General features: G+C 71.4%; 11 protein-coding genes. 6 read left to right on the forward strand and 5 right to left on the reverse strand.

What is annotated here, in order from left to right; all coding sequences use genetic code 11:
- The first annotated feature begins 71 nt into the window (after window positions 1-71).
- Window positions 72-1,598, forward strand: a complete 1,527-nt coding sequence (locus ABD932_RS05225; RefSeq protein WP_345009045.1) for a flavin monoamine oxidase family protein — start codon at window positions 72-74, stop codon at window positions 1,596-1,598.
- 24 nt (window positions 1,599-1,622) lie between these two features.
- On the opposite strand, the gene ABD932_RS05230 is transcribed toward ABD932_RS05225, so the two are convergent.
- From ABD932_RS05230 to ABD932_RS05245, 4 genes are read right to left on the reverse strand one after another with little or no spacing between them, the layout of a single operon-like run.
- Window positions 1,623-5,735, reverse strand: coding sequence for an SAV_2336 N-terminal domain-related protein (locus tag ABD932_RS05230; protein ID WP_345009046.1), 4,113 nt, complete (start codon window positions 5,733-5,735; stop codon window positions 1,623-1,625).
- Window positions 5,732-6,721 carry an AAA family ATPase gene (locus ABD932_RS05235; RefSeq protein ID WP_345009048.1) on the reverse strand — a complete coding sequence of 330 codons (990 nt, stop codon included), beginning with the start codon at window positions 6,719-6,721 and terminating at the stop codon, window positions 5,732-5,734. The genes ABD932_RS05230 and ABD932_RS05235 overlap by 4 nt, the downstream gene beginning before the upstream one ends.
- 15 nt (window positions 6,722-6,736) lie before the next feature.
- Window positions 6,737-8,641 carry a VMAP-C domain-containing protein gene (locus tag ABD932_RS05240; protein ID WP_345009050.1) on the reverse strand — a complete coding sequence of 635 codons (1,905 nt, stop codon included), beginning with the start codon at window positions 8,639-8,641 and terminating at the stop codon, window positions 6,737-6,739.
- Window positions 8,642-8,675: 34 nt separating this feature from the next.
- Window positions 8,676-8,993, reverse strand: a complete 318-nt coding sequence (locus ABD932_RS05245) for a CU044_2847 family protein (protein WP_345009052.1) — start codon at window positions 8,991-8,993, stop codon at window positions 8,676-8,678.
- 247 nt (window positions 8,994-9,240) lie between these two features.
- On the opposite strand from ABD932_RS05245, the gene ABD932_RS05250 reads away from it, so the two are divergent.
- The 4 genes from ABD932_RS05250 to ABD932_RS05265 all read left to right on the forward strand — a co-directional run bounded on the left by ABD932_RS05250 (window position 9,241) and on the right by ABD932_RS05265 (window position 14,129).
- Complete coding sequence (locus ABD932_RS05250) at window positions 9,241-11,466, forward strand: acetate--CoA ligase family protein (RefSeq protein ID WP_345009054.1); 2,226 nt, start codon at window positions 9,241-9,243, stop codon at window positions 11,464-11,466.
- A 25-nt stretch (window positions 11,467-11,491) separates the two neighbouring features.
- Window positions 11,492-12,322, forward strand: a complete 831-nt coding sequence (locus ABD932_RS05255; RefSeq protein ID WP_425587405.1) for an enoyl-CoA hydratase/isomerase family protein — start codon at window positions 11,492-11,494, stop codon at window positions 12,320-12,322.
- 272 nt (window positions 12,323-12,594) lie between these two features.
- The gene (locus tag ABD932_RS05260) at window positions 12,595-13,203 is read left to right on the forward strand and encodes a flavin reductase family protein (protein WP_345009619.1); all 609 of its coding nucleotides are present in this window, start codon (window positions 12,595-12,597) and stop codon (window positions 13,201-13,203) included.
- A gap of 281 nt (window positions 13,204-13,484) precedes the next feature.
- The gene (locus ABD932_RS05265; RefSeq protein ID WP_345009058.1) at window positions 13,485-14,129 is read left to right on the forward strand and encodes a hypothetical protein; all 645 of its coding nucleotides are present in this window, start codon (window positions 13,485-13,487) and stop codon (window positions 14,127-14,129) included.
- 46 nt (window positions 14,130-14,175) lie between these two features.
- On the opposite strand, the gene ABD932_RS05270 is transcribed toward ABD932_RS05265, so the two are convergent.
- Window positions 14,176-14,946: a TetR/AcrR family transcriptional regulator gene (locus tag ABD932_RS05270; protein ID WP_345009060.1), complete on the reverse strand. Its 771-nt coding sequence runs from the start codon at window positions 14,944-14,946 to the stop codon at window positions 14,176-14,178.
- 102 nt (window positions 14,947-15,048) lie between these two features.
- Here ABD932_RS05270 and ABD932_RS05275 point away from each other — a divergent pair, with 102 nt between their 5' ends.
- Window positions 15,049-15,420: a VOC family protein gene (locus ABD932_RS05275; protein WP_345009062.1), complete on the forward strand. Its 372-nt coding sequence runs from the start codon at window positions 15,049-15,051 to the stop codon at window positions 15,418-15,420.
- Window positions 15,421-15,435: the final 15 nt, after the last annotated feature.

Genomic DNA, 15,435 nt, shown 5'->3' on the forward strand with positions numbered 1-15,435 from the left:
GCACAGGGCCAGAATGTGAGCACTGTTCAACTTTTCTGCTCCGCCCCCTCTCGCCCTGACGGAGGACGCACGTGGCAAGCGAAAGACAGCTCCCCCGAACCTCCCGGCTCCCCCGGACCCCCCGGCTCTCCCGCCGCTCCCTCCTTGGCAGCGCTGCCGCGGCCGCCGGCGCCGCGACCCTCACCGCGACCAGCGCCGGCACCGCCTCGGCCGCCGCCACCCGCGATGTCGACGTCGCGATCGTCGGCGCCGGACTCGCCGGCCTCACCGCGGCCCGTGACCTGGTCGCCGCCGGCAGGTCGGTCGTCGTCCTGGAGGCCCGGGACCGGGTCGGCGGCCGGGTCCTCGGCCTGAACCTCCCGGGCGGCGGCGTCACCGAGGGCGGCGGTGAGTTCATCGGCCCCACCCAAGACCGCATCAAGGCCCTCGCCGACTCCCTCGGCGTACAGACCTTCGCGACCTACAACACCGGCAACAACCTCCTCTACAAGGACGGCAAGAAGACCCCCTACGCCACCGACAGCATCCTCGGTTCGGTCCCGCCCATCGACGCGGCCGGACTCGCCAACGCCGCGATCGTGCAGGCCACGCTCGACGACCTGGCCAAGCAGATCCCGGTCGACGCGCCCTGGACCGCCGCCAAGGCGGACGAATGGGACCGGCAGACCTTCGAGACCTGGCTGCGCGCCAACGCCGTCATCCCGTCGGCCAAGTTCCTCTTCGACGTGGCCTGCACGTCGATCTTCTCGGCCGAACCGCGCGAACTCTCCTTCCTGTTCGTGCTCTTCTACATCGCCGCCGCCGGCAACGCCGCCAACCCCGGCACCCTGGAACGCCTCACCGAGACCGCGAACGGCGCCCAGGAACTGCGCTTCGTCGGCGGCTCCCAGCTGGTGCCGGTCAGACTCGCCGCGACGCTCGGCGACCGGGTGGTGCTCAGCGCCCCGGTGCGCACGATCGCCAGGTCCGGCGCCAAGTACGTCGTCACGGCCGACGGCGTCACCGTCACCGCCAAGAAGGTCGTCGTCGCCGTACCCCCGCCCCTCGCCGCCCGCATCACCTACGACCCGCTCCTCCCCGCCGCCCGCGACCAGCTCACCCAGCGCCTGCCCATGGCCTCGGTCGGCAAGGCGATCGCGATCTACGACACGCCCTTCTGGCGGGCCGACGGACTCAACGGCCAGGTCGTCAGCGACACCGGCGTCGTCAGCTCCACCTTCGACAACTCCCCGCCCGACGCCTCCTACGGCGCCCTGATGGGCTTCATCGAGGCCGACGAGGCCCGCAAGCTGGACGCGGCGAGCGAGGCGGAGGTCCGGGCCGCCGTGCTGAAGGACTACGCGACGTACTTCGGCGAGAAGGCGGCCTCCCCCACCTCCTTCGTCCTGCAGCGCTGGAACAACGAGGCCTACACCCGCGGCGGCCCCGTCTCCATCGCCGCCCCCGGCGCCCTGACCCAGTACGGCCCCGCCCTGCGCCGACCCGTCGGCGGCATCCACTGGGCCGGTACGGAGACCTCCACCTACTGGATGGGCTTCATGGACGGGGCGGTGCGGTCGGGGGAGCGGGTGGCGGCAGAGGTGCTGGCGGTGCTGTGACGCTGTGATGCGGGTGCGGTGATCTCAGTCGGGGGAAGGCCAGGTCGGAGGCTCCGGAACGTCTTCGGGAAGGAATTCGGCGCGGGAGGGACGGGAGGGATCGACGGGCGCGGCGCGGTGGTTGCGGAGGGCCTTGTACGTCTCCATCAGGTCGAAGAGACGGCGGACGGTGCGGGCATTGCCGAACCCGGACGGGTCGGCGAGGCGGACGGCGTCCAGCCAGGCGGCCGCGCGGGCCGGGACACCGGGACCGAGGACGTAGTTCCGCTCGGCGGCCATGCGCCGGAGGATCTCCACGAGGTCCGCGGTGTCGTAGGCCGGGAAGCGGACACGAGTGCCGAAGCGGAGGGAGAGCCCGGGGTTGGCGGCGATGAAGGCGTCCGTGGGCCGCGAGTAACCGGCGGCGATCACGCACAGACGTCCCGCCCAGTGCTCCATCTCGCGGATCAGGGTCTCGATCGCCTCGGCCATGAAGCCGCCGTCGCCCTCCGTGTGCCGAGCCAGGCCGTAGGCCTCGTCGATGAACAACACGCCGTCCACAGCGGTCTGCACGGTCTCACGCACCCGCAGCGCGGTCTGGCCCACATAGGGGGCCATCAGGTCGGCAGGCGTCACCTCCACACAGTGCCCCCTGCGGAGAAGGCCGAGATCGTGGAGCAGCCTCCCGACGAGCCGGGCCACCGTGCTCTTGCCCGTTCCGGGCGGCCCGGTGAACAGCATGTGGGGCGGGGCGAGCCCGCTGTCGTTCCGTGCCTGCCGCATACGCAGCCCGTCGGCCAGGTTCTCCAGGACCTGCCGGACCGGTTGCATGCCGACGAGGTCGTCGAGTTCGGCGAGCACCGCGGCCGGATCGGGCGCGGTGCGGGGCAGATAGCCGCGGTAGGCATCGGGAATGTCGTCGGCGGTGACCAGTACCTCCCCGTCCCCTCCCACCCGGTCCGCCCACCGGTTGACGACGGCGTCAGCGAGGTCGCGCATGGCGCGGGCGTTGGTGAAGCCCTCGCCGCTCGTCCGGTGCATGGCCGCGACGACGATCCGCAGCCCGTCCCCGGCCTCCTCGTCGAACCGCAGCCCACGCTCCTCGACGAGCCCTTCCAGGATCGTCATCAGCGTGTCCGGGTCGAGGTCGGGGAACTCGATGATGTTCTCCGGCGGAAACCGTCTCGCGAGTCCTGGATTGGCTGCCAGGAGATCCCTCATCTTCTGCGGAGATCCGGCGAGGATCACGACCATGCGCCTGGGCATGGGCGGCATTTGGCCGAGCAGGGCGCTGATCGCCTCGTCACCGAACCGACTGTGCTGGGATACCAGTTCGTAGAGCTCGTCGATGAACAGGACGCCACCCGCCGCACGTTCGATCATGCTGTTCATCAATGTGGCTGTCTCGCCGACATATTGACCCACGAGGTCGCTCACCCGCGCCTCGACGACGTGCCCGCTGTCGAGCAGGCCCAGGTCACGGCAGATCTCGCCGACCAGCCTCGCCGCCGTGGTCTTTCCGGTGCCGGGGTTGCCGATGAACACCAGATGCGGGTTCACCTGGTCGACGGCGCCCGTAAGACCGGCCACCCGGAGTTCCTCGGCCATCTCGGTCTGGGCCCTCAAGTGCTCCAGGAACCACTTGATCCCGCCGAGCCCGGGCATGGCAGCCAGCCGCTCCCAGGGGCCACCCCGATCGGCCGGCGCCTCGGTCCGGTCCGCCTCGCGGGACGCGGCCAGTTCTCCCAGTTCGTCGAGGAACTGACGGGCCGTCGGGCGTCGGCGTGGGTCCGGGTCGAGGCACCGGCCGATCAGCGTCCGGAGGCCACCCAGGTGGCTCGGCAATCGCGACACGGCCCGAGGGTGGGGCGAGAGGCTGCCGATGCTGTCGCGCGTGGCCTCGCGGAGCAGGATCGCCCCCAGTCCGTACATGTCGAAGGACGGGTCCAGCGGCTCGTCCTGCGGGTATCCCTCGGGCGGCCGGTAGCCGGTGGCGCGTTCGCGGTACTGCGGGTAGGGGTGAGGGCGCCCGTCGAACTGGGCGTAGACCCAGCTGATGAGCACCACCGCGTCGGGGACGACGAGCACGGCGTGCGGGGAGAGGTTGCCGTGCACGATGCCCGCGGTGTGCGCCCGATCGAGGGCTTCCGCGAGTGTGCGGGCCAGGTGGGACAGGGCGTGGAAGTCGTCCGCGGGGGCGTTGCTCGACCACGGTACGTGGATCAGGTTGGGCGCCGCATGGCCGGTGATCGAGGTGACGTAGCCCATCGCCAGCCAGGTCGGTGCGGCGTCCGGGTCGATGCCGAGGAGCGGCGGCGTGGACCGGCCGGCCATACGGCGCAGTGCCTCCGCCTCCACCCGCAGGAGCGCGGGGAACACCGCGGGGTCCAGCTCGGTGTAGCGCGGCTGGGTCTTCACCACGGCCCGGTTGCCGTCGGCGTCGATCCCGAGGTACACGTCGGAGAAGTCCGCGATGGTGATGATCCCGCTCAGCCGGTACGGATTGTCCGCGCGGCGCACAGCGGGGTCCGCGCGCACAGTGCGCACAGTGCGGTCCGCGTGGCCGGCGGTCGACGACGGAGCGCGTTCGGCGGGCGGCGTTGTCAGCCCGGCCCGGAGGAGGGCCTCTTCCCGGAGGAGCGCCCAGGGGAGCCCGTCGGCGGACAGTTCCGCGTCGCCGGTGGGGTCGGGAAGCAGACCTGAGACGCGTCCGGCCACGGCGCCACCGCGTTCCACGAAGCGGGCGACTTCGCGGAGGATCTGGTCCACCTCGTGCGCGCGCAGCGACTCCAGGAGCGCCGCCCGCACGCCGGGCAGGAAGTCGTGCGGGGCGTCCGCCGGCGCGGTGGAGCCGTCCGTCGCCGTCGGGGTGATGAGTCCGCTGAACAGGACCTCGGCCAGCACGGTGGGCGGGGTCCCCGGCAGCATGGCCGCCTGTACGACCCGCATGATGGCCACCGTCAGCGGCACGGCCGACAGACAGGCCAGCAGCCTGAACGCCTGCGGCGTGGCGGTGGCGTGGAAGTCCTGGAGGCGCCGCTCCGGCGACCTGGCGTCGGTGACGGCCTGTGCCGGCCGGGGGTCGGCGGCGAGAAGCGTGACCGCGGCGTCGGTGACCGGTGAGCCGCCCCCGGCGACCAACTGGGCCCAGGGCTTGAGCCACTGCGGACTCAGCTCCAGGACGGGGACGGGGATACTGCCCGCGGGCAGCTCGCGCTTGCCGCGCCGACGTCCGCTGTACACGAGATCCGTGTTCGCCGCCGAGTGGGGTGCGCGACGCAGCCGGGCGGGGACGCTCGGCAGGGCGGTACGGCTCCAGAGACGTTCCGGCAGCGCCTGGAGTACGACGAGGGGTCCGGTCGCCGCCCACTGCCTCAGCGCCTCCCGGACGACAGGGTTCTGCCAGCCGGGAGCCACACCGTCCGTGAGGACGAGCACCAGCCGGCGGCCCGACGGGTCGTGGATCTCGGACGTGCCCCGTATCCGGTCCGGACGCGGGGCGGGGAGCGCGCTCAGCCCCGGTGAGCCGTCGGGTCGACTGTGCAGATAGCGCAGCCGTACGTCGCGGAACGCCCCCAACTGGATGAGCAGGCGGTGCACTTCACGGGCCAGTGGGCTCCACAGCAGCAGGCCGGTCGGGTGGCCGTCCACCACGAGGACGGCGTCGAGCCAGCGTTCGGCCGACGGCCGCAGGACGGGCAGCAGGGCGCCCTTGCGATGCCGTACGGACCGCTGGGCCATGGATTCGAGGGTGGCTTCCTCGTCGAACTCGGCGACGCGTGACGAGGGAACCCGGCGCTTGAGCGGCCGAAGGGCGCGCAGCAGCTCCAGTTGGCGGGGGAGGAGCGGATCGGCGGCCAGCCGCACCGGTTGGGCGGCCGGCCGGGAGGCGTCGCCCGGTGTCGGGGCTGTCGCCGGAGCGTAGACGGGGACCTCCGGCGTGGCGACCGGTGCCGGCTTCTCCTCCGAGGGCTCCGGGAGGGTGTCAGCCGCCGGCCGGGCAGGTGGCCGCGGGGAGTCGGTTTCCGGTACGGCCGTGGCAGCGCTGGAGGGTGCGGCGGGCAGCCGGGTCGCGAGCCAGAGGATCTCGGCGACCTCCCTGGGCGTGGGGTCCAGCCCGAGCCCCGCGAGGACGGACCGGAACGGCTCCACGCTCATCGGCGGTCCTGGTTGAGGTATTGCAGGACGAGTTCGGCGACGTGGCCACGGTCCGCCGCCGCCTCCCCGGCCGCGTGGCGGGCCAGGTAGACGGCCTGCAGGAGCTGGTCGGTGGCCAACTCCCCTTTGTTGCGCCGCTCGAGGAAGAGCGAGATGAGCGTGTCCGCGTGCGGGGCCGCCTCGCCCAGGTGCGCATGGACGATGGCGCGGAGCCGGTCGGGGCCGGGCGCCGGAAGGTGCAGGCGCACACAGCGGCGCAGGAAGGCGGGTGGGAAGTCACGCTCGCCGTTGCTGGTGAGCACCACGAACGGGAACGCCCTGCACCGCACTCGGCCGGCCCTGACCGCCACCCGTACCCCGTCGTCCGCGGGGCGCACCTCCGCGTCGGCGAAGGTGTCGGCCACCCGCGACAACTCGGGGATCTCGAAGAGGCCCTCCTCGAAGACGTCCAGCAGGTCGTTGGGGAGATCGATGTCGCTCTTGTCGATCTCGTCCACGAGCAGGACCCGGGGCAGGGAGTAGGGCGCCATGGCGGTGCCGAGGGGCCCCAGCCGGAAGTACCGCCCGACGTCGGCGGGAGTGGCCGCAGACACCTTGTCGACCTCTTCGAGACGGCCGATGGCGTCGTAGCGGTAGAGGCCGTCCTTGAGGGTGCTCCGGCTGGTGATCGGCCATCGCAGGACCGAGCCGAGCCGCAGTTCGTGGGCCACCGCGTAGGCCAGGCTGGACTTTCCCACCCCCGGATCGCCGGTGACGAGCAGCGGACGCCGCAGATACAAGGCGGTGTTGACCATTTCCACCGCGTGCTCGTCGACCTGGTAGGCGGCGGCCCGCAGCGGCCAGCGGGCGGAGAGGCCGTAGTCGTGGTCCCGGTCGAAACGGGTCGGCTCGTCCGTGTAGAAGACACGCCAGGGCGGGGGCTCCGGCAGATCCGCGATGCCGTCGTGGGGTTCGCCGGTACCGCGGTAGATCAGCCAGTCACTCATCGGGCGTTCCTCTTCCTACGCGTAGCGCAACGGGGCTTCCGGGAGCCGCCGCTCGGGGTCGTCCCACAGCAGCACAAGGTCCTTTGCGTGGTGTCCGCCCGCCGCGCCGGCCGCGGCCTTTCCCCGGAGCTGCCTGACCCGTTCGGGCCACTGCGGGGGCTCGGTGGCCGCCACATCGGTGCGCAGGCCGGTGAAGAAGGCCTTGGCGGGGCAGGACCCGGCGTCCTCGGCGGCGGAGCAGTCGCGCGGGACCCGGTGCGGGCATCCGGAGTGCGCGGAAACCGAGCAGCGCTGTGGATCGGACCGACGCCACAGGATCACCGGGACCCCCGACGCCAGCGCGACCTCCAGCACGGCTCCGGAGGAGGGGATCCGCAAGGAACCGGCGAGCACCAGCGCGGCCAGGGACGGCTCGGACTCGATCCACCCTTCGAGCATCTCCTGGTCCGCCTCGGCGTCGCAGGCGAGCGCCATCGCCGGTCCGCCCGATGCGGCCCCGGCCATGAACCGCTTCCAGCGGCTGCGCCAGTACTGGTGGAGTTCGTCGTCGTCGAACCGCTCCAGGTCGCGCAGCACCACCGGATGTTTGCGGCCCAGGCTGGACCAGGCCTTGCGCGCCCAGGGTTTCCACTCGTCGAAGTCCTGCTCCATGAGCTCCTGGGGGACGATCAGCTCCACCATCACGGGGTCGCCGCCGGAGCGGCCCAGTATGGCCAGTTGCTCCGGAAGCAGGCTCCGCGCGTGCTCCAGTGCCTCCTGGAGGGGAAGCGCGTCCGACTCGGCAGCCGCGGGCGCGATGGCGTCCGGGCCCTCGTAGCGCCACATCGCCACGTGGTAGCGGCTCGGATCGACCGCGGACGGCTTGAGGCGGATCATCACGGATCGCGGAACGCCGGGGCGGGTGCGCGGAGCCTTGAGCTCCCGGGCCAGCTCATGGCCGTCCGGACCCAGTGACTCGACCCGCATCTCGATCCAGAAGCGGAGCCTTTCCGCAGCAGGACCGGACAACTCGCGGGCGACAGCGGCGGCATACAGAAGGGAGCCCGGCACACGGCGCTCCGCGACCACGAATGCCTGTAACTCGCTGATGACGTCGCGGTGTTCGTGCAGGGGGAGTCGAGGCGGGGCCGCATAGCGTCCGGCGGCCTCGTGGAAGGCCGGCAGCAGGCTCTCCGGCGCGGGTGCGGGAACGGCGGCCAACAGGCCGAACAGGGTGCGCTGCGTGCGCGGCGGAAGGATCGCGCGCCCACGGGGCGCGTCCTGGTACGCCAGGGTGTCGGGCCATCTCGGATCCGCCGCGTGATGGGCGTCATGGGCCCGTACCAGCGCCCGGTACGCGGTGGGGTCCAGGCAGCGCAACGCTCCTACGGGCGTGGCCAGACCGCCCATGTCCGTGCTGTCCATCCGCGTGGCCTTCACGACCGCGCAGACTCCGCCGGCGCTCAGGTCGAGCACCGGCCCGCCCGACATGCCCGGGGTGACCTCGTCCTGCTTCAGCCGGAACATCGGTCCGTCGTGGAAGTTCTGGTCGCCCTGATAGGTGAAGGTGGAAGTGACGACTTCCGGTTCGTAGGTGTACTTGTCGGAGTACCCGGCGGCGGTCAGGTGCTGCCCGCCCACGGGAATCTGGTCGTGCCACCAGGCGCACGGGTGGCCCTCGGGCGGGTCCTGGAGTTCCACGATGGCCAGGTCGGGATACGGCCAGAGGCCCTCGTCGTCGGGAGCGGGCGAGGCGGCCCGTACCGTGCCTCGAAGCAGGCGCCCGTGCCAGTACATTTCGACGGCGCTTCCCGTGACCCCGGAGACATGGGCGCAGGTGACGACGTACCCGGGCGCTGCCAGGAATCCGCTCCCCGCCGTCCTCCCCCGCACCTGGACGAGGCAGTCCTGCGCGGATCTGATCAGCTGTGCCGATGACATGGACCGGTCTCCGGCTCGAGTCGACAGCGCCTCATCACTGCTGCGCCCCGTCCCCCGTCGGCCCGTTGCTCCACGAAAGGGTCACCTTGAGGGCGGCGGTGCCGCTCGTTCCGGCGAGCGCGGCGACCAGTCCCTCTTTCCCCAGGGACAGTTCCACCCCGAACTCAACGCTCACCTCGTGGGGGGCCGCCTGCGCCACGGCGTCGCGGACGTTGGCGGCCACCGACCGCAACGTCGTCTCGAACCCGCGCAGTGCACGGGCCCCACCGTCCAGAAGGCCGGAATCCTGCGGCCCGCCGGGGGATTCGATCCGTGCCCAGATCTCCTGCCCGTCCGGAAGCCGCACTTCCACTAATCGCTGCATATCCCCCGTCCAGCCCTGTTCCGGCGTTCCCGGCTTCCACGATAAAGGTGTCGCACGGCAGCCCGCAGGGCAATCGACGGGCACCGGCAACAACCGCCCGACAGTGCACCGAACCCTCACAACGGTCCGGCGGAACAGTCGAATTCAGGCTCCGACCGGTTCCTGACTGTGCGTCAGTTCTGTAATCTGACAGTGCGTCAGTTAATTGGCTGTCACACAGGAGCGGGGCGGACCGATGCTTGGATCAACCCACGGCACCCTCACCACCGACTCCCTCCGGGCCCGGGTCATCGCATGCGGCGAGCAGCCCGGACCCGCCGTCCACGGCCGGCCGGCCGAGGTCGACGATCTCGACGTCAGCGGCCGTTCCCTGTACTCCGACGTACCCGATCTGGACCGCTTCTTCCGGCCGGAGTCGGTCGCCGTGATCGGCGCCTCGGACGCCGAGGGCCGGCCGAACACCGGTGTCACCCGCCAGCTGATCGCCTGGTCCGAGCGGGTCGGCGCCCGGCTCCATCCGGTGCATCCGAGCCGTCCGTCCGTCTTCGGCATCCCCTGCCGCCCTTCCGTCGCCGACCTGCCCGAGCAGGTCGATCTCGCCGTACTGCTGGTCGCCGACCCCCTTCCGGTGATCGAGGAACTGGCCGAGGCCAAGGTGAAGTTCGCGGTCGTCTTCGCCTCCGGGTTCGCCGAGACCGGCGAGGAGGGCGCCGCCGCCCAGAACCGGCTCACCGCAGCCGTCGCGCGGTCCGGGATGCGGCTGCTGGGCCCCAACACCAACCTCAACGCCTTCGAGCAGTTCCGCGACGATCTGGACGGCCCCGCGATCGCCCTGATCACCCAGTCCGGTCACCAGGGCCGCCCCGTCTTCGCCCTCCAGGAGCTCGGCGTCCGCCTCTCCCACTGGGCGCCCACCGGCAACGAGGCCGACCTGGAGACCGCCGACTTCATCTCCTACTTCGCCGAGCAGCCCGAGGTCGGCGCCATCGCCTGCTACGTGGAGGGCCTCAAGGACGGCCGTTCCTTCCTGCTCGCCGCCGACCGCGCCGCCCGCCGTGGAGTACCGGTCGTCGCCGTCAAGGTGGGCCGCACCGAGACCGGCGCCCGCACGGCCGCCTCACACACCGGCAAGCTGACCGGCGCGGACACGGTGGTGGACGCGGCGATGCGGCAGTACGGGGTGATCCGGGTCGACGGCCTGGACGAACTCCAGGACACCGCCACCCTGTTGGCCCGTGCGCGCCCGCCCCGCGCGGACGGCGTCGTCGTCTATTCGATCTCGGGCGGCACGGGCGCGCACTTCGCCGATCTGGCGAGCGAGGCGGGCCTGAACCTGCCGGTGCTGCCGGAGGCCAGGCAGGCCGAGCTGCACCAGTGGATACCCGAGTACCTGAGCGTGGCCAACCCCGTGGACAACGGCGGGCATCCGGTCGGCGACCACCGCGGCCGGAAGATCATCGACGCCATCCTCGACGACCCCGCGGTGGGTGTGCTGATCTGCCCGATCACCGGGCCCTTCCCGCCCCTCAGCGACAGGCTCGTCCAGGACCTGGTGGACGCCGCCGAGCGGACGGACAAGCTGGTCTGCGTGGTGTGGGGGTCGCCGGTCGGCACGGAGCAGGCGTACCGCGAGGTCCTGCTCGGCTCCTCCCGCGTGGCCACCTTCCGCACGGTGGCGAACTGCATCACGGCCGTGCGCGCCTACCTCGACCACCATCGCTTCGTCACCGGCTACCGCTCCCCCTTCGACCGTGCACCGCGCACCCCGTCGCCCTCCTTCCGCAAGGCGCAGCCACTGATGCGCCCGGGTCAGCAGCTGAGCGAGCACGCGGCGAAGCAGTTGCTGCGGGCGTACGGGATCCGCGTCCCGCGCGAGCAGTTGGTGACCAGCGCCGCGGCGGCCGTACGGGCCGCGGGACAGGTCGGCTACCCCGTCGTCATGAAGGCGTCCGGCGCGCGGATCGCCCACAAGACCGAGCTGGGACTGGTCAAGATCGGGCTGACCTCCGCCAGTCAGGTCCGCGACGCCTACCGGGAGTTGACCGACATCGCGCGCTACGAGGACATCTCCCTGGACGGTGTCCTGGTCTGCCAGATGGTCGAGCGGGGCGTCGAGATGGTCGTCGGCGCCACGCACGACGAGCTGTTCGGACCGACCGTGACGGTCGGGCTCGGCGGGGTGCTCGTGGAGGTGCTGGGCGACGCCGCCGTACGCGTGCCGCCCTTCGGCGAGGAGCAGGCGCGGGACATGCTCGCCGAACTGCGCGGGCGGGCCCTCCTCGACGGGGTCAGGGGGCGCCCCCCGGCGGATCTCGACGCGCTCGTCGAGGTCGTCCTGCGTGTGCAGCGCATGGCCCTGGAACTGGAGGACGACCTCGCGGAGCTCGACATCAACCCGCTGATGGTGCTGCCCAGGGGACAGGGCGCGGTGGCGCTGGACGCGTTGGTGGTGTGTCGCTGAGATGCCAACCAACAATGAAATGAACATGCCCGATTCCCCCCGTGTGCCCGGAAATTCCGTTGATTCGGTTGATTCATTGGTACTGCACGCCACTGACAATCGGGTCTGCCGCATCGCCCTCAACCGCCCCGAGGCCCTCAACGCCATCACCCCTGACCAGCGAGAACGCATCATCCAACTGCTCGCCGACGCCTCCGCGGATCCCGCCGTGCGGGCCGTCGTGATCACGGGCACGGGCCGTGGGTTCTGCGCGGGCGCGGATCTGCGCGGAACCGCGACCGGCACGGAACGCCTCGCCGGCGACGTCGCCCGCACGATCCGGCTCGGTGCCCAGCGGCTGATCGCGGCCGTCCTGGACTGCGAGAAGCCGGTGATCGCCGCGGTGAACGGCACGGCGGCCGGGCTCGGCGCGCATCTCGCGTTCGCCTGCGACCTCGTACTGGCCGCGGAATCGGCGAAGTTCATCGAAGTGTTCGTCCGCCGCGGCCTCGTCCCCGACGGCGGTGGCGCCTATCTCCTCCCCCGCCTCATCGGCCCCCAGCGGACGAAGGAGCTGATGTTCTTCGGCGACGCGCTCACCGCCGCGGACGCCGAGCGGCTCGGCCTCGTCAACCGCGTCGTCCCGGACGGCGAGTTGGGCAAGACGGCCCGCGAGTGGGCCGAGCGTCTCGCCACCGGCCCGACCCGCGCCCTCGCCCTCACCAAACAGCTCGTCAACGCCTCCCTCGACACCGACCGCACCACCGCCTTCGCGGCGGAGGCGACCGCACAGGAGATCAACATGACGACGGAGGACGCGCGGGAAGGGGTGGCGAGCTTCGTGGAGCGCAGGAGCGCCGAGTACAAGGGGCGGTGAGCGCAAGCGCTTGCGGAAGGACGGGGGCGGTGAGGCCAAGCGCTGATGCGGAAGGACGAGGGGCGGTGAGTGCGGGAGCTCAGCCCGCACGAGGATCCAATAATCACCCGCGTCCGGGCCGCCGAACCGGACGGAGGCTCGGGCTCGGGCTCGCGCTCGCTCCCGCCGATCGTCCAGTACGTGTCCTGCCCATGCGCGGAGCGTACGCGCGCGCCTCGCGCTTCGCACGCCTCTTTCAATCTGACGCACCGTCAGGTTCAATGGGTGGCGTGATGGGACACGCAGGGATGGCGGCCGCCGCCGTCCGCTACCTCAGGTCGGTCGAGGCAGCTCCCGAACGGGAGCCCGTGGAAGTGCTGCCGCGCCCTGAGCTGCGGTGCGTCGGCGAGGACGAGCGGGCGCCCGTCGGGCAGGCCGAGTTCCGGCGTGTGCTGGGGAACTTCGCGACGGGCGTGGCCGTTGTCACGGCACCGGCCTCCGCCGATGCCCCCCACACCCCCGCCGGCTTCGCCTGCCAGTCCTTCTCCGCCCTCTCCCTCGACCCGCCCCTGGTCGCCTTCATGGTCGGCCGTACGTCGACGACATGGCCGCGTATCGCGCGCGCGGGCGTCTTCTGCGTGAACGTCCTGAGTGCCGGCCAGGGCGAGCTGTGCCGTGGCTTCGCGGTGAGCGGCGCGGACAAGTTCGCGGGGGTGGCGTACGACGCGGCTCCCGCGTCCGGCTCCCCCCGCCTCGCGGGCACGCTCGCGTGGATCGACTGCACGATCCACGCGGTGCACACCGGGGGCGACCACCTGATCGTGGTGGGCCGGGTGGACGCCCTGGGCGCGAGCGGCGGGGACGAGGCGCCGTTGCTGTTCCACAAGGGGCGGTTCCTCTGAGCCACACAGGCCGCCCAGGCCGCCCAAGTCGTCCAGGCCATCCGGGCCGTCGTGGCCGACGTTGTCACGGCGACGGACAGCACCACGACCCCGATCCACGCCCATGCGGGATCCCAGCCGTGGGCGATCCACGCGAGCAGCACCAGCACGACCGCGGCCGTTGTGGACGCTGATGTACCCGATGGCGGCCTCGCACCCGGCAATCGGGCCCGGCCCCGGGGCCGTTCGGCCCATGAGAGCCTTTCGCTGATCGTGATCGGTGTCGAGCCCGGAGAACACGCATGACCATCAACAGGCCGGGGCTGCCCGGGGACCTGCCGTCGGCGGAGGTGCTGTGGGCACGCTGGGCGCTCATCGCCGTGCTGGAGGCCACCACGGCCGACGAGGAGGCGGGCCCTCATCGCACAGGCACCTGGGTGGACGACGAGGGGCTCCATCTCGACGACGCCGGCTGCACATGGTGGGGCTTCGCACAGCGGGGCGAGGGGCGCTACGTGCTCTTCGGCGAGGACGAGTCCAGCGGCGCCAAGTGGCACAAGCCGCCGGTCGACATGCTCGCCGACGCCCCCGGCTGGCTCCCCCACGAGGAGCTGCGGGACCTGCTGAAGGGCTGGCAACTGGGCTGTGTCTACTGGTACGAGAAGGGCACCTGGGCCCGGGCTCCGTACCCGGCGACCCTGGAGGACGACGGGCTCGACTGCGGTATGAGCCGCTTCGTCGACAGGAAGGAGGTGCTGTGGACGATCGGCGACGAGGACCACGGCGCCATGCCGGACCACGACGCCGAGACACTGCTGGGCCACGCCGAGGGCTACCGGCTGACGCCGGACCTCCTGATGTCCCTCGTCACCGAGCCCGACTGGCGGGAACTGGACCGGCCCGCCATGACCAGGGCACTGGAACGCGCGGGCCTGGACCGGGCGTAGGCACGCCGGGCCCGACGGGGCAGTGGCCGCATCTGTCGGACCGCGACTACCGCGAACGGCTCTCGATGAGGTGGGTGAGGCCGTCCAGGACGCGCTGCAGCCCGAAGGTGAAGGCGTATTCGGGGTTGTACACGCCCTGGTGAGCTTCACCCGCGGCACTTCCGACCCGGGCCGCGAGGGGGAACCGGGCAGGATCGAAGACCCTGGCCAGAAGTGGCGCGTTGGCGGCCCACCACTGCTCGTCGGACATGGCGCTGTCGCGGGTGGCCGCCTGGTTGTCGAGGTCGGCGCGGGCGACGGACTGGACGAAGCCGAGCAGGAACGTGAGGGCCGCGTCCATCTCGACGTCGTCGAGCCCGAGGCCGTCGAACGCGGCCAGTTCGTGTTCGTACTTGGCCATGAGCCCGGGGCCGAGCGGCGGGCGTGTGGTGGGCAGGGTCGCCACCCAGGGGTGGCGCCGGTACAGGTCGCGGTTCTCGCGCGCGACGGCCTCCACCCTCGTACCCCACGGGGCGGCCGCGTGATCGGTACGCGGCATCTGCAGATAGGCGGCGTCCAGCATGAGGTCGAGCAACTCCGCCTTGCCCGGGACGTACGTGTAGATCGTCATCGGCGTGACGCCCAGCTGCTGGGCGACGCTGCGCATGGTCAGGGCGTCCAGCCCACCGGAGTCGGCGAGCTCGATGGCGGCCTGGACGACGGCGTCGACCGTCAAGCCCTGCTTGGGGCCACGCCGCGGGCCACCTTTTCCGGGCTCGCGCCACAGCAGTTCCAGTGTGCGAGCGGGGTCGGCCGCACCACTTCGTTCCTTGGCCATGCGCTCCATCTTCCCCTGAGGACTCTCGCCCCCTCGCCTTCAACTCCGTACTATGTATAATGTACAACGTACAGAGATTGTTCGCGAGCCCAGGAGAAGCCCATGAAGATCACTTCCAGCGCCGTCTCCCTGACCGTCGACGACGTCCCCGCCTCCGCCGCATTCCTGACCAGGCACTTCGGCTTCCAGGAGGCCGTGGCCGCCGAAGGCTTCGCCTCCCTGGTCCACGAGGACGCCGTCAACGTGATCTTTTTGCAGCGCGGCATCGAGGTGCTGCCCGAGGGGGTCAGGGACCAGCACGCCGCGGGTGTGATCACCGCGTTCACCGTGGCCGACCTGGACGCCGAATACGAGCGGCTGCAGAGCGAAGGCGTCTCCATCACCATGCCGCTGCGCGAGGAGCCTTGGGGCGAGCGCCTCTTCCAGGTCACCGACCCGAACGGCGTGATCCTCCAGCTCGTCGCCTGGGCCTGACCGGCCCAGGCACCG

The sequence above is a fragment of the Streptomyces shaanxiensis genome (genome assembly GCF_039537145.1).
Taxonomy (GTDB): domain Bacteria; phylum Actinomycetota; class Actinomycetes; order Streptomycetales; family Streptomycetaceae; genus Streptomyces; species Streptomyces shaanxiensis.

Coding starts and splice junctions, on each gene's coding strand:
- ABD932_RS05235 (WP_345009048.1), bottom strand. CDS start 6,721: ATGAGTGACTGGCTGATCTACCGCGGTACCGGCGAACCCCACGACGGC.
- ABD932_RS05275 (WP_345009062.1), top strand. CDS start 15,049: ATGAAGATCACTTCCAGCGCCGTCTCCCTGACCGTCGACGACGTCCCC.
- ABD932_RS05240 (WP_345009050.1), bottom strand. CDS start 8,641: ATGTCATCGGCACAGCTGATCAGATCCGCGCAGGACTGCCTCGTCCAG.
- ABD932_RS05250 (WP_345009054.1), top strand. CDS start 9,241: ATGCTTGGATCAACCCACGGCACCCTCACCACCGACTCCCTCCGGGCC.
- ABD932_RS05255 (WP_425587405.1), top strand. CDS start 11,492: ATGCCCGATTCCCCCCGTGTGCCCGGAAATTCCGTTGATTCGGTTGAT.
- ABD932_RS05260 (WP_345009619.1), top strand. CDS start 12,595: ATGGGACACGCAGGGATGGCGGCCGCCGCCGTCCGCTACCTCAGGTCG.
- ABD932_RS05230 (WP_345009046.1), bottom strand. CDS start 5,735: ATGAGCGTGGAGCCGTTCCGGTCCGTCCTCGCGGGGCTCGGGCTGGAC.
- ABD932_RS05270 (WP_345009060.1), bottom strand. CDS start 14,946: ATGGCCAAGGAACGAAGTGGTGCGGCCGACCCCGCTCGCACACTGGAA.
- ABD932_RS05265 (WP_345009058.1), top strand. CDS start 13,485: ATGACCATCAACAGGCCGGGGCTGCCCGGGGACCTGCCGTCGGCGGAG.